Consider the following 13,790-nt stretch of genomic DNA (forward strand, 5'->3'; position numbering starts at 1 on the left):
GGGAGAGGTTAATATCCCATCTTCTTGTACTGCGATTAAAACTTGTTCACCGTTTGGGAAGTTTAACAAATCCTTCCCAACTTCCCTTTTCTAAAGGGAGGAGCAAATAAAAAAGGACGCCTCAGCGTCCTTTTTATTTGGATCCGATTAAAGACCGGTAAGCAATACAATCGCCACCTGGTTCATAATCATTTCGATAATAATCAAAGTTAAAATAGCGAAGATTGGAGAAAGGTCAATCATCCCCATATTTGGCATGATACGACGGAATGGCGCCAGTAAAGGCTCAGCCAGCTCTTGCACGACTTCAATATAAGGCGAACGAGACTGAGTAAACATCACCACCCAACTTAAGATAATCGTAGCGAAAATCAAATAACGACAGAAACGGATAAGATCCTGCATCATGGTAACAAAAGTCAGAATAATCAGATGGACAGGCCCATTCGGCATCCCCCCTGACAGATACATCATGCCAAAAATTTTAAGCAGATAGAGCACGACCAGTAATGCCAAAGCAGCAGTACTGACTCGACCTTTGGCCAAAGTTGGGAAAATTCGACCAAATACATCTACAATTTTAGTGGCTTTCACAGTAGAAAGAACCACAGGATTGTAAGGACTGACCGCTGCCAGTTGCATTAAAAATCGGAAGAATACGAGCAAAATCGCGACGTTAATGATAATGCCAAAAATTAGCGCAGAATTTGCACCCATACTTGAACGTTCCTAAAAATTAAACTGAAGATTTGCTGCTTTCACTGAGCTCTTGTGCCAGTTCTTGACTGCGTTTTTGTGCAGCGGCAAGTGCCGCCTGAATATTTTGAGAAATCTGGGCGCGATCAAAGACTTCAAGTGCGGCCTGTGTAGTCCCATTTGGAGAAGTCACATTTTTACGTAACTCAGCGGGCGTATTCGAACTGGTAATCGCCATTTGCGCCGCCCCTAAAGCCGTCTGCAAGGTGAGTGCAGTTGCAACTTTTTCATCCAGACCTAAATTTTTACCCGCACGAATCATACTTTCCATCATATAGAAAAAGTAAGCCGGACCCGAACCCGAGACTGCAGTGACTGCATCAATTTGTGCTTCTGAGTCGACCCAAATGGTCAGTCCGGTCGACGCCAGAACCTGACTGGCTAGCTCACGGTCACTCGTTTCCACAAATGCATTGGCATATAAACCATGAGCCCCGGTCTGTACCAATGCTGGCGTGTTCGGCATGACCCGGACAATACGCTCTGTCCCCAACAATGCTGACAATGTGGCAATTTCTGCACCGGCAACAATGGAAATAATCAGCTTATTATTAACCAGACCTTTTAAGGGTTGCAGCACTTGAGCCAAAACCTGAGGTTTTACCGCCAATACGACGATATCTGCATCCTGAATTGCAGCGCTATTATCCCCGGTCACATTAATTTCTTTTTCCGCCAATAAAGCACGGACTTTTTCGACCGGATCAGAAACTGTAATACGTGTTGCTGGCAAACCACGTGAAATCAGACCGCCAATTAAGGCTTGGGCCATATTACCGCCACCAATAAAACAGATATTACAATTTAAAGCTGCACTCATGTTCAATGCTCATCGTTGAGTTCTAAAGTTGAAGAAACCGACATCGGCAGCCATCCACCTGCTTCACAATATGCAGATTGGGCCAACCAAAATCCTTTAGGGGTAAACACGCCTAGCATAACATTATCTGTGCTTAATATTTGAATAGTATGCCGAGCCCAGGGAAATATTTGCGCTTCCTGAATAGCTTTTTTCAGCGGCCAGGTACCGACACGGCCATATAAATGAATTTTTTCGCCACCCTGCCTCTGCTGTAAATGCAAAGCTTGCTGCAATAATGCAGGAGATAAACCGAACTGTGCAGGCGCGATGATAAATTTCCCTGACAAAACCTGCACACAGTCTTTTAAAGCGAATTTTATACTTTCCGGACTAGTTTGAACCTGTTGCTGCTCGGCTAAATAGGTCTCTGCGGTCAAACGATATAATTGCTGCTGATAGCGTACATAATAAAAGCCTTGCCAATGCAATGCTGCCTGAGCATCTTGCTTGGCATAAATCACTTCGCATTGCAAACGCTTTACCATATCTAAGGATGGACGATACTGTTGTTTACCTTTCATCCAGGCAGAGAGTAATTGACGTTGTCGTGATTTTGAAAGCTGTAGAAATTTACCAAGATCGAGCTGCATTTCAGTCCCACAAGATGCTAAATCCTGTTGCAGCACTTCTTTTAAAATGTTTTGAGCATCCTGCATTAACTCACTGGTTCGCACCAAGGCAGTTTGCATTTTAGGATAACGTTCGCTTAATACCGGCCACAGGGTCTGGCGTGCCCAGGCCCGGTCATAATGAGTATCATCATTGGTTGGATCTTCAATATTCTGAACATTCAGCTCTGATGCCCATTGGCAAATTTGCTCACGGGAAATATCCAGCAATGGTCGCCAAATCGTGAGATTTTCACGTACATCGATTTGTTTCATGGCTGCTAAACCATCTATACCAGCACCCGATAATAGACGCAGCATCAAGGTTTCCGCCTGATCCTGCTGATGATGTGCTAGCACCAACATTTCATCCGCTTGCAAATGTTGTCGATAGGCCTGATAACGTGAATTGCGCGCTTGCTGTTCCAGATTACCACTGGCGACATTGACCGGCTGGATGATGCAGGAAATATTCAGTTGCTGACATTGATCCGCAACGAACTCACCCCAATCCGCACTGACTGCTTGCAACTGGTGATCGACATAAATCGCCCGAACTTTTTCCGGGCATAAAAAAAACATCAGATGCAGCAACAGCATAGAATCTACGCCACCACTGCATCCGATGAGAAATTTTGTCTCTGCAGGAAAGTCCTGCAGTTGTTTTAAGAAACCAGACCTAAATTGTCGCTGCCAAACTTCATCAAACGTTGGTAACGTGCTTCGCATCGTGCTTGCGCTTCCATTGGTTGCAGTTCATTCAAAGCGTCTTTCAGCACTGCTTTCAAGCTGTTCATGACCTGATCCGGATTTAAGTGAGCACCCTCACCTTCATCCACCACATATTCTACAATACCCATTTTCTGCAATTTTTCTGCAGTCAGAGCCAAGGCTTCACTAGCCTGTTCAGCTTTTTCAGCGGTTTTCCAAAGAATTGAGGCACAGCCTTCCGGTGAAATCACCGAATAAATACTGTGAGAGAGCATCACCACACGATCTGCTACCCCAATACCCAGCGCACCACCTGAACCGCCTTCACCCAGTACAGTTGCAATCACAGGTACTTTCAAATTAGAAAGCTGAGCCAGACTGGTGGCAATCGCTTCAGCCTGACCACGTTCTTCTGCACCGACACCCGGATAAGCGCCCATAGTGTCAATAAAAGTAAAGACTGGCAGGTTAAAACGCTCTGCCATGTCTAGCAGACGCTGTGCCTTACGATAACCTTCCGGGTTACTCATGCCAAAATTATGCTGTAATTTTTCACGGGTGCTACGACCACGATGCTGACCAACGATCATCACCGGTTGACCATCGAAACGAGCCAGACCACCGATCATCGCGCCATCATCACCATATAGGCGGTCACCATGTAAAGCATCAAATTCAGTGAATATTTCACCCACATAGTCCAGGAATTGTGGACGTTCTGGATGACGTGCAATCTGCACTGTCGCCCATGCTTTTGATGGAGTTGCTTTATTTTTCATAGGTTAACCGTTTTCATCCCTATAAAGGTATTAATTAACAAACTGTTCGGATTGAATCGAGAGTTCAATCTCCCAATTTTTAAATTGCTGCTGTTCATCGTGCAGTTCAGCTACCAGCAATGGCCATTGCTTGGCATCACCAGACACGCTGAGTTGCCATTGTTGCGCATTTTCAACCTTGAGTTCAATGGCAGGAAGCATCTCATCGCTACGACTGTGATTGACCAAAACCGACAGACGAAGCAGCAAACATAACCATAAAAGTTTAGATCCACCGACTTTCATCACATCAATCTTGGCATCAGCGCGCAATTTACGCCGATGGTGCGCGACCAAATGTGACAAATGATTTTGATCAACTTGCGAGAAACCGGCAATATCCGAGTGTTGTAATAAATACGCGCCATGACGATGATAGCCACTGTGACTAATGGCCAAACCAATCTCATGCAGATAGGCAGCACGACGCAACAGGTCACTATCTTCAACACTCAAACCGAGTTCACTGGCCACGTCATTAAACAGTTTCTGTGCCGTCTGAACCACACGCTCAGCCTGCTTGGCATCGGCATTGTATCGACCAATCAAGGCATGTACGGAACGATCACGGATATCCTCATGCTTGAAACGGCCAAGCAAGTCATACATCACGCCTTCACGTAGCGCACCATCCGAATAGACCAAATGATCAATCCCCAATACATCAAAGACTGCATAGAGAATGGCAATGCCGGCGGGTAAAACGGCACGACGATCATCTTTCAGACCTTCGAATTCCATGTCCGAGACATATTTATATTTAAGCAGTTTATCTTTGAGCTTTTCCAGGCCTTCACGCGTCAACTGTTCGCGATCATTGCTCCAGCCCATATTAACGCAAATCTGGCGGCAGGCTTTAATCGTACCACTCGAGCCGACGACAGCATCCCAACCGGCTTCTTTATAAGTATTGGCAATTCCGGAAATTTCTTTACGTGCCGCAGTAACTGCTTTATCAAAAGCTTTGGCGCTGATTTCACCATCCTGAAAATAAGCTTTGGTAAATGCCACACAGCCCATTTGTACCGATTCGGTATGAATCGGCTCGAATTCTTCACCGATAATCAGCTCAGTTGAACCGCCACCGATGTCAACCACCAGACGACGACCACTGTTGGCCATGGTATGCGATACACCCAGATAAATCAGACGGGCTTCTTCACGGCCGGCAATAATTTCGATCGGTTTCGGTAAAATTTCTGCGGCTTTCTGGATAAATTCATGACCATTTTTGGCTTGACGTAAAGCATTCGTCGCCACGATCCGTAATCGGTTCGGCTGAACGGCACCTAAACGCCCTACAAAACGGGCCAGACAGGCCAAACCGCGTTGCTGGGCGGCTTCGGTTAAATTCTTATTTTCGTCTAGTCCTGCGGCAAGCTGAACTTTTTCTGACATTGATGCCACTTTCTTCACTTCACCATGATCTACACGGGCGATGGCCAAATGAAAGCTGTTTGATCCCATATCGATGGCGGCAAGTAATTCTTCATCAATCAAAAAGTCAGACATTCCAGAAATAAACCTTTAACGAATTGTGCTTAGAGTAATTCACATGCATGCAATTTAAAAGCCATTTGTAGCGACAATTTAATGCCTTATTCTTTTTTTTATCGGGAATAATAGTGAGACACGATCATCACTATCGTGATCATCCATTAGACAAAATAACATTAAGCATTGAAAATTTACAGATTCCCCTACATTGTTAAAGATGGCTATGTAATACTAATAATTAGTTATCTTTAAAATATTAATCTGGAGCACATTCCATGTCTGGCAACATCGTAAACACTACTGACGCAAACTTCGAAGCAGACGTTCTTCAATCAGACGTTCCTGTACTGGTGGACTTTTGGGCAGGCTGGTGTGCACCATGTAAAGCAATCGCACCTGTACTTGAAGTGCTTGCTGATGAATACCAAGGCAAAGTTAAAATCGTGAAAGTTGACGTAACTTCTTGCGAACAAACTGCTGTGAATTTCAACATCCGTAACATCCCGGCTTTGTTGATGTTCAAAAATGGTGAAGTTGTTGCGACTCAAGTCGGTGCTGCACCAAAATCTAAACTGACTGCATTTATTGATGACAATATCTAAGCACAGCATTTTTAGTAAAAAATACGCGACTCATGCTCGCGTATTTTTTTCGGCTATAAATTGACAAACCTGGCATTTTCTCTTATATTCGCTACTCAAGAGATAAAGGATCCTAAATCCTGTCAATTTCTTACAAGACACATTACATAAGATGCCGCTCGGCAATAGAAATTGTTTTCCACATTTTTCTTTGAAACACTCAAACAGATCTCTGAATTGTTCTTTTGCAAATTCAATTGCTTTCGTTTGAATGCTGGTATGCGGCCGAATGTTACTCCCTTTCTAACCTGTACCTCAGAACTTTGATTCTATCTGACCACCTATGAATTTAACCGAACTCAAGAAAAAACCGATTGGCGAACTCATCAAGATTGCCGAGTTTATGGGCCTCGAAGGTATGGCTCGTAACCGTAAGCAAGACATTATTTTTGCCATCTTAAAACGTCATGCAATGAATGGCGAAGAGATTTTTGGTGATGGCGTTCTAGAAATTTTGTCAGATGGTTTTGGCTTTTTACGCTCAGCCGCAGGTTCTTATTTAGCAGGTCCTGACGATATTTATGTCAGCCCTTCTCAAATTCGTCGTTTTAACCTCCGTACTGGCGACACCATTACTGGCACCATTCGCCCGCCGAAAGAAGGCGAACGTTATTTTGCTTTACTTAAAGTCAATCAAATTAACTACGACACACCTGAAAATTCACGTAACAAGATTCTGTTTGAAAACTTGACGCCATTATTCCCGACTGAACAGTTGGTGATGGAGTTGGGCAATGGCACCACTGAAGATTTAACCACCCGTGTGATCGACTTAGTTGCACCGATTGGTAAAGGCCAGCGTTCAATTATTGTGGCTCCGCCGAAAGCGGGTAAAACCATGCTGCTGCAAAGCATTGCACAGTCCATCGTTCGCAATAATCCTGAAGTTATTCTGATCGTTCTCCTAATTGATGAGCGTCCAGAAGAAGTGACTGAGATGGAGCGTACGGTTCGTGGTGAAGTCGTGGCTTCTACCTTTGATGAATCTCCTGCACGTCACGTTCAAGTCGCTGAAATGGTGATTGAAAAAGCAAAACGTCTGGTTGAACATAAGAAAGATGTGGTGATTTTGCTTGACTCGATTACCCGTCTGGCACGTGCTTATAACACTGTGATTCCTTCATCAGGCAAAGTACTGACTGGTGGTGTGGATGCACATGCCTTAGAACGCCCTAAACGTTTCTTCGGTGCTGCACGTAATATCGAAGAAGGCGGTTCACTGACCATCATTTCTACTGCCCTGATTGAAACCGGTAGTAAAATGGATGAAGTGATTTACGAAGAATTCAAAGGTACAGGTAACCAGGAAATTACCCTTGATCGTCGTATTGCTGAAAAACGCGTGTTCCCTGCAATGAACATCAAGAAATCTGGTACTCGTCGTGAAGAACGCCTGATGTCAGAAGACAATCTGCGTAAAGTCTGGATTCTGCGTAAGCTGCTGCATACTCAAGACGAATTGGCGGCAATGGAATTCTTACTGGATCGTATGAAAGAAACCAAGACCAATGATGATTTCTTTGATCAGATGAAACGCAAAGCTTCAAATTAAAATTTTAAATGAAAGGTCATCTAAACGGTGGCCTTTTTTAGGTTGACATAAATTACAGAATGAAACAATGAAGCCTGATTTATGTAAACTTATTTTTAAGTTTTTGATTAATAAAATATTCAGATTAAAAATTGTATAACTTTTAAGTATTTAATAAGCCTTTCTCCAATCTAAATCTTTCATTCCATTGTTATTTTCTGTTAAAAACTTCTTATTTTTTATCGTTTTTCCGTACTTTTTTGATCATTGCCAGTAGCAATTAAAAATGCGCAGTGATAGCATATTTGCAGACCAGTTAGACTGCTCCTGCGTTGTTAGTCCCTAACACAATTAGGAACAATAAAAGCACTTAACAGACTAACTTTGGTTTTTTTTAATCTCAATTTTTAGAGAGTGATGCCATGTTATTCAAAAAAATCGCTATTGCTGCTGCAGTTGCTACTACTCTAGCTTTCGTTGGTTGTGCTAAAAAAGCTGACGACGCTGCTGCTGACGCTAACCAAGCTGCATCTGAAGCTGTAGAAGCTGCTTCTGAAGCTGAAGCTGCTGCTGATGCTGCTGCTGTAGAAGCTACTTCTGAAGTTGCTGCTTCTGATGCTGCTGCTGTTGCTGAAGCTGACGCTGCTGCTGCAGTTGCTGTTGACGCTGCTGCTGACGCTACTGCTGCTTCTGAAGCTGCTGCTCAATAATCTTCTAGATTATTCAGTACAAAAAAAGAGAGCCTTTGGCTCTCTTTTTTATTTTAAAAACTGAAAATTAAAAATATTAGATTCCAGTTTTTAAAAAAGCAGATCAGTTGACCTGCTCATTTCCCACACGTTGACGGAACTTCTGTCCGGCACGAAAGGTGACCACGCGGCGTGCAGAAATCGGAATCTCTTCACCCGTTTTCGGGTTACGGCCTGGACGTTGACGCTTGTCACGCAACTCGAAATTACCAAAACCCGAAAGTTTTACTTGCTCGCCTGAGATGAGCGCCTGGCTAATCTCATCGAAGAACAACTCAACCATTTGTTTTGCTTCACGACGGTTTAAACTCGTGAGCTCACTTAAATGATCAGCCATTTCTGCTTTAGTTAGTGCTGTCATGAAGCCCTCAATGTCGCTTGGTAAGTGTTTTCTAACACTTGAAGGATATTATCCATACCTGATTTAATTTCAGCATCTTCCAGTGTACGGCTTGGATGCTGCCAGAGAAGTGCAAATGCCAGTGAGCGTTTCCCTTCTTCTACTCCTTGTCCAGTGTACACATCGAACAACCAAGTTGAGTCTAAAAGCTCTCCGCCTGTTTTTTCGATAAGTCCCTGAATTTCGCTAACATTAATCTTATCACTAATTAAAAGCGCAATATCACGTCGAACCGATGGAAAACGTGATAATTCTGTAAAATTAGATACATAAGTTTGCAAAACAGCCGCTTGATCCAATTCTGCTACCCATGTGGTTGCCAGATCAAGTTCGTCTTCAAGTGAGGGATGTAAACGCCCCAAGTAACCAATTGATTGACCATTCACGAGAATTTCTGCGGATTGCCCTGGGTGCAACCAGCTACGCTCTGAACGCACATATTCTACGTTGACACGACCAGCAGCCAGAATTTCTTCTACATCACCCTTAAAGTCAAAGAAGTCCATTGGCTGTGCCTTGCCATGCCAAGACTCAGGGGTACGTGAACCTGTTGCAATCAGGGCAAAGGTTGGAATCTGTTTTAAATCATGGATGCTGCGAGCTTCTTGATAGTCAAAACGCAGACCCAGTTCAAAGAAGCGTACACGACTTTGCTGACGGTTAACATTGTACTGCACACAAGGAATCAGGCTAGACAGCAAGGTTGAACGCATCACCGCCAAATCACTTGAAATTGGATTGGCTAATGCTAATGGATTCACACTGGAATTAAGTTGCTTTTCAAGTTTTAGGTCTGCGAAGCTAAAGCTGATCGCTTCTTGGTAACCTAAAGTTACGGCAGTTTGACGGAGTTGACCCAATTCAAATTGATCTTGGTATTTCGCCAATTTCACATCAATCACAGGCAGGCTGATTTGAATATTGTCATAACCGTGAATACGCGCCACTTCTTCGATCAAGTCCTGGTAAATCACCATATCATAACGATGTGACGGTGGAACCACTAACCACTCGCCTTCTGTTTTAACAGTTACATCACAACCTAAACGGGTTAAAGCATCAGTAATGAACGCTGAATCAACACTATAACCTAGCAGTTGATCGACTTGTGCTTGATTCAACTCAATTGCGTCGCGTGTTGGCAATAGGGCTGCATTTTCGGCAACTGTAATTGGTCCGAACTCACCGCCAGCAAGTTCCGCAATCAATTGTGATGCGCGGTGCATAGCGATCAATGGCAATTCAAAATCGACGCCACGTTCATAACGCTGAGAAGCATCAGTATGCAGGCCAAAGCTACGTGCACGACCGGCAATATGCAGTGGTGCGAAGAATGCTGATTCCAGGAAAATTTCAGTGGTTGCATCGCTGACTGCTGAAGACAAGCCACCCATAATACCGGCAATGGCCAATGCTTTTTCATCATCTGCAATCACCATCACTTTTTCGTTGAGTTCAACTTCTTGTTCATTGAGCAAAACTAACTTTTCAGCTTCCGTCGCTTGACGTACGTGTACCGCGCCTTGCACTTTACCACCATCAAATGCGTGTAGCGGTTGACCAAGCTCGATTAATACATAGTTGGTAATATCGACCAGAATGCTGTGCTGACGGATACCTGAACGTGCCAATGCACGCTCCATCCATTCAGGCGTTGGTGCTTTGGTATTCACATTCTTGATCACACGACCTAAGTAACGTGGGCAGCCTTCAGTTGACACAACGACTTTCTTTTCGTCGCTAATAGTTGCAGTAACTTCTTTAATTTCAGGCGCAGTCACCGGAAGCTGGTTAATCACACCAATTTCACGTGCGATCCCGCGAATACTGAAACAGTCACCACGGTTTGGTGTGATGCTGATGTCAATCACGTTATCATCAAGATCCAGATATTCACGGATGTTCATACCTACTGGTGCATCTGCAGGCAGCTCTAACAGACCATCGATTTTATCTTCCAAATCGATTTCTGAAGCGCCGCACAGCATGCCTTGTGACTCGATACCACGAAGCTTGCCTTTCTTGATTTTGAAATCACCCGGAAGTACTGCACCGATAGTCGCAACTGGCGCTTTCATGCCGGCACGTACGTTTGGCGCACCACATACAATTTGCAATGGTTCACCAGAACCGATATTGACAGTGGTCACACGCAAGCGATCTGCATCAGGATGTTGTTCTACTGTCAGGACTTCCCCCACTACTACACCAGTAAAGGGTTTCGCTGCAGGAGATAAGTCATCAACTTCAAGACCTAACATGGTCAATTGATCAGAAAGTTTATCGCTATCGATGGCTGGGTTGACCCATGTGCGTAGCCAATTTTCGCTAATTTTCATTGATATAAAACCTGTAATTCAAATCTCTAGAATCCCCCTCTGCCCCCCATTTTCCAAAGGGGGAGAACTCCATCTATTTCGCGGAGTCCCTCTCCTTTTTAAAAGGAGAGGTTAGGAGAGGATTATTAAAAAGTTTTAAGCAAACTGGCGTAAGAAACGCACATCGTTTTGGAAGAACATACGTAAGTCATTCACGCCATAACGAAGCATTGCAAAACGTTCAACACCCAGACCAAAAGCAAAGCCTTTGTATTTTTCAGGATCAATGCCTGCAGCTTGCAGCACATTTGGATGTACCATACCGCAGCCCAATACTTCCAACCAGCGACCGCGTTCATCCATAATATCCACTTCCGCACTCGGCTCGGTGAACGGGAAATAAGATGGACGGAAACGTACTTTCAAATCTTTTTCGAAGAATTCGTTCAGCAGGTTAATCAGCAAACCTTTCAGTTCCGCAAAGCTGGTATTTTCAGCCACGTATAAACCTTCGATCTGATGGAACATCGGCGAGTGAGTTTGATCCGAATCACAACGGTAAACACGGCCCGGACACACGATCTGGATTGGTGGCTGCTGTGTTTCCATGGTACGAATCTGCACACCAGACGTATGCGTACGCAACAAATGGTTCACATCGAAATAGAAAGTATCGTGCATGGCACGCGCCGGGTGATGCCCCGGAATGTTCAGTGCTTCAAAGTTGTGATAGTCATCTTCAACTTCAGGACCTGTTGCAACCGTAAAACCTGCCTTGGTAAAGAACTGGCAAATACGCTCTTGCACCTGGGTCACTGGATGGATACTGCCCACCTGCTGGCCACGACCTGGTAAAGTAATATCAATGGTTTCGCTTGCCAGTTTTTGTTCTAAGGCAGCTTTATGCAGTTCTGCCTGACGTGATGTCAATGCAGCGGTAATGGTTTCACGTACAGCATGGATTTGTGCGCCGAAGACTTTACGTTCTTCAGGATCCATTTTACCAAGCGACTTAGATTGTTCCGCGAGCTGGCTTTTTTTCCCCGTAAATTGCACTCGTACTTGATCAAGTGCAGCAAGGTCTTGAGCTGCTGCAATCGCAGCGAGCGCTTCAGTGGTCAGGGCTTCCAGTGACATAGTAACTCTCAAAGCAACAGGTTAAAAAATATTTTAAAAACCCCACATTCTAACAGTTTTTAGACACTTTGATGAAGATGCGTTTTAAGGAAAATTAGATTGGCGTGATTAAATATAAAAAGTATAAGATAAACACAATATCAATCAGATCAAATCACTATGGCACTCGATCAAATTTGGAAACAGCAACTGACCCTCGTCACTTACGGCAATGAGTATTTGACTCAGGACCTGAGTTTCAATCGTTGGATTCAACATTCCATTTTTAATCAGCATCAGTTTGCCTTTCGGGATCTGATGTCACAACATCTGCTGGCCCAGCATTTCCAGATCTGGCTGGAAGGTCTGAAAAAACAAGGTGTACGCCGACTGAGTTTGCATCGCTCTGATTTACTGGTTGATGAAAAAAATCCGAATGCCAATGTCGAGCTATTACCACTAGCGCATTTTATTGTCAGTCATGATGCCAAAACCAAAACTGCCTGGATCATTGGTAAAGAACTGCCTGAATGGTACAGCGCGGACAATGACTACGAAGCGCCTAAATCACAACAATCCCCTTTACGCCATGAAACATTCTGGTGTTATGAGTTAAATCCCAAACTGGCCAAGCGCATTGATGTGGATCTAGAAGCGCCAAACTGGGATGATATCCAGACCTATACCGATCATGAACTGTTTGAAAGTAGCCTTGCCCAAGATTTTATCGAGCCGGCGTATACCAATTTGCCTTATTACGGTACCATGCCTGCCATTCAGGCCGATAGCGAAAGTCATTTGGCCTTAATTCCCACTGACTATTCAGCGGATTATGCTCACCAGACTTTGTACCGCCTAGACGCCTTAAACGACTTTATTCAAACTAAAATCCAGCATCCCTATCGTGCAGATGGCGAAGTACTCAGCCCGGAGCAGCAACTCAATCTGCGACATTTTTCGCAAAAAATTGATGATTTAAGTGCTAAATTCATCAGCAAAGTCGCCAACCACTATAAAACTGCACAGCTAACACCTAAAGTTGCACCTGACCCATTTGTCGGTATGAGTACTGAAGATCGTTCACCAAAAATTTCTAAAGCAGAAAAACCTCAAGATCCAGGTAAAGCCAGTTCTTCTGCAAATGTAGTGACCTTAATTGTGATTACCGTGATTATCTGTCTGATTGGTTACTATTTCGGGCTTTAAAAGAATTTTAAGAAGCTATTTTTTTAGCAGCTTTTTTAAACACAAGAAATTTTAAAAAATTAATGGACAAAGTCAAAATTGGTTGACTTTTTCTATAATCAGAAATAATTTGGTTGACGTTTTTATAAAAATGAAATAAATTAAAAATTCGCTACTTAGGATTTCCACATTACATTAAGTAAAGGATACGTTATTTATGGTCAAATACCCCCACCCTTCAACATTTGATAAAGAGTTAACAGATGACAAGTTAACTTATATTGCAAAATTAATGCTTCAGTGTTTCGATAAAAGTTTTCGAGACACCCGTGATATTGATGATGACAATTATACCTTTGGTACTGTTTTCTTTAAGAGAACTCATAATTGTTTGAAAAGAGAATTCCTCAATGATTCTTGTCCTTACAAATTTGAAATAGTTGATAAAACGAATAAATTTATTTTCAAAGTAGGACAAACACCTTGTCGTTTTTTTGAGGAAATGATGTGGTTCTAGGATTTTAGACCACGCCTATAAGTGATAATCTACTCCCCAATAAGCATGGGAAATGCTTGTTTTTGGAGTCAACCATGACAC

At 43.4% G+C, this 13,790-nt stretch carries 13 protein-coding genes; 5 read left to right on the forward strand and 8 right to left on the reverse strand.

The annotated features are described in order from the left end of the window. Positions 1–147 precede the first annotated feature (147 nt). Genes ACIG3F_RS13625 through ppx form a run of 5 tightly spaced genes read right to left on the reverse strand, consistent with a single transcriptional unit; the run spans position 148 to position 5,267 of the window. The gene (locus ACIG3F_RS13625; protein WP_004278259.1) at positions 148–717 is read right to left on the reverse strand and encodes a YggT family protein; all 570 of its coding nucleotides are present in this window, start codon (positions 715–717) and stop codon (positions 148–150) included. 19 nt (positions 718–736) lie between these two features. Next, positions 737–1,576: a pyrroline-5-carboxylate reductase gene (gene proC / locus ACIG3F_RS13630; protein WP_004647533.1), complete on the reverse strand. Its 840-nt coding sequence runs from the start codon at positions 1,574–1,576 to the stop codon at positions 737–739. Positions 1,577–1,578: 2 nt separating this feature from the next. Next, positions 1,579–2,955 (reverse strand): tRNA lysidine(34) synthetase TilS, encoded by a 1,377-nt coding sequence (gene tilS / locus ACIG3F_RS13635; RefSeq protein WP_191112224.1) that lies wholly within the window; start codon positions 2,953–2,955, stop codon positions 1,579–1,581. Next, positions 2,892–3,716 carry an acetyl-CoA carboxylase carboxyltransferase subunit alpha gene (locus tag ACIG3F_RS13640; protein WP_191112223.1) on the reverse strand — a complete coding sequence of 275 codons (825 nt, stop codon included), beginning with the start codon at positions 3,714–3,716 and terminating at the stop codon, positions 2,892–2,894. The genes tilS and ACIG3F_RS13640 overlap by 64 nt, the downstream gene beginning before the upstream one ends. 30 nt (positions 3,717–3,746) lie before the next feature. After that, entirely contained in the window at positions 3,747–5,267 is a 1,521-nt protein-coding gene (gene ppx / locus ACIG3F_RS13645) for an exopolyphosphatase (RefSeq protein ID WP_004278264.1), read from the reverse strand. A 260-nt stretch (positions 5,268–5,527) separates the two neighbouring features. On the opposite strand from ppx, the gene trxA reads away from it, so the two are divergent. The 3 genes from trxA (at position 5,528) to ACIG3F_RS13660 (ending at position 8,134) form a co-directional block, all read left to right on the forward strand. After that, a complete protein-coding gene (gene trxA, locus ACIG3F_RS13650) occupies positions 5,528–5,854 on the forward strand; it encodes a thioredoxin (protein WP_004278266.1) in 327 nt (108 codons plus the stop codon). 322 nt (positions 5,855–6,176) lie between these two features. Next, entirely contained in the window at positions 6,177–7,445 is a 1,269-nt protein-coding gene (gene rho, locus ACIG3F_RS13655; RefSeq protein ID WP_004278267.1) for a transcription termination factor Rho, read from the forward strand. A 401-nt stretch (positions 7,446–7,846) separates the two neighbouring features. Then, positions 7,847–8,134, forward strand: coding sequence for a hypothetical protein (locus tag ACIG3F_RS13660; RefSeq protein WP_153566424.1), 288 nt, complete (start codon positions 7,847–7,849; stop codon positions 8,132–8,134). Positions 8,135–8,237: 103 nt separating this feature from the next. On the opposite strand, the gene ACIG3F_RS13665 is transcribed toward ACIG3F_RS13660, so the two are convergent. The 3 genes from ACIG3F_RS13665 to pheS form a co-directional block, all read right to left on the reverse strand. After that, positions 8,238–8,534, reverse strand: coding sequence for an integration host factor subunit alpha (locus tag ACIG3F_RS13665; protein WP_004278269.1), 297 nt, complete (start codon positions 8,532–8,534; stop codon positions 8,238–8,240). Then, complete coding sequence (gene pheT, locus ACIG3F_RS13670) at positions 8,531–10,912, reverse strand: phenylalanine--tRNA ligase subunit beta (RefSeq protein ID WP_191112222.1); 2,382 nt, start codon at positions 10,910–10,912, stop codon at positions 8,531–8,533. Before pheT ends, ACIG3F_RS13665 begins: the two co-directional genes overlap by 4 nt. A 135-nt stretch (positions 10,913–11,047) precedes the next feature. Next, a complete protein-coding gene (pheS, locus tag ACIG3F_RS13675; RefSeq protein WP_004278272.1) occupies positions 11,048–12,028 on the reverse strand; it encodes a phenylalanine--tRNA ligase subunit alpha in 981 nt (326 codons plus the stop codon). 159 nt (positions 12,029–12,187) lie between these two features. On the opposite strand from pheS, the gene ACIG3F_RS13680 reads away from it, so the two are divergent. Together ACIG3F_RS13680 and ACIG3F_RS13685 are read left to right on the forward strand one after the other, a co-directional pair. Next, positions 12,188–13,213: a hypothetical protein gene (locus ACIG3F_RS13680; protein ID WP_191112221.1), complete on the forward strand. Its 1,026-nt coding sequence runs from the start codon at positions 12,188–12,190 to the stop codon at positions 13,211–13,213. Between the two features lie 196 nt (positions 13,214–13,409). Further along, entirely contained in the window at positions 13,410–13,709 is a 300-nt protein-coding gene (locus ACIG3F_RS13685; RefSeq protein ID WP_396470298.1) for a hypothetical protein, read from the forward strand. The last annotated feature ends 81 nt before the right edge of the window (positions 13,710–13,790 follow it).

The organism is Acinetobacter sp. NPDC052428, from assembly GCF_044547685.1.
Taxonomy (GTDB): Bacteria; Pseudomonadota; Gammaproteobacteria; order Pseudomonadales; family Moraxellaceae; genus Acinetobacter; species Acinetobacter lwoffii_G.

Bases quoted from the DNA above. Each gene is read 5' to 3' on its own strand.
- proC (WP_004647533.1), bottom strand. From the start codon at position 1,576: ATGAGTGCAGCTTTAAATTGTAATATCTGTTTTATTGGTGGCGGTAAT.
- ACIG3F_RS13665 (WP_004278269.1), bottom strand. From the start codon at position 8,534: ATGACAGCACTAACTAAAGCAGAAATGGCTGATCATTTAAGTGAGCTC.
- ACIG3F_RS13625 (WP_004278259.1), bottom strand. From the start codon at position 717: ATGGGTGCAAATTCTGCGCTAATTTTTGGCATTATCATTAACGTCGCG.
- ACIG3F_RS13640 (WP_191112223.1), bottom strand. From the start codon at position 3,716: ATGAAAAATAAAGCAACTCCATCAAAAGCATGGGCGACAGTGCAGATT.
- ppx (WP_004278264.1), bottom strand. From the start codon at position 5,267: ATGTCTGACTTTTTGATTGATGAAGAATTACTTGCCGCCATCGATATG.
- tilS (WP_191112224.1), bottom strand. From the start codon at position 2,955: ATGCGAAGCACGTTACCAACGTTTGATGAAGTTTGGCAGCGACAATTT.
- rho (WP_004278267.1), top strand. From the start codon at position 6,177: ATGAATTTAACCGAACTCAAGAAAAAACCGATTGGCGAACTCATCAAG.
- ACIG3F_RS13660 (WP_153566424.1), top strand. From the start codon at position 7,847: ATGTTATTCAAAAAAATCGCTATTGCTGCTGCAGTTGCTACTACTCTA.
- ACIG3F_RS13680 (WP_191112221.1), top strand. From the start codon at position 12,188: ATGGCACTCGATCAAATTTGGAAACAGCAACTGACCCTCGTCACTTAC.
- pheT (WP_191112222.1), bottom strand. From the start codon at position 10,912: ATGAAAATTAGCGAAAATTGGCTACGCACATGGGTCAACCCAGCCATC.
- ACIG3F_RS13685 (WP_396470298.1), top strand. From the start codon at position 13,410: ATGGTCAAATACCCCCACCCTTCAACATTTGATAAAGAGTTAACAGAT.
- trxA (WP_004278266.1), top strand. From the start codon at position 5,528: ATGTCTGGCAACATCGTAAACACTACTGACGCAAACTTCGAAGCAGAC.
- pheS (WP_004278272.1), bottom strand. From the start codon at position 12,028: ATGTCACTGGAAGCCCTGACCACTGAAGCGCTCGCTGCGATTGCAGCA.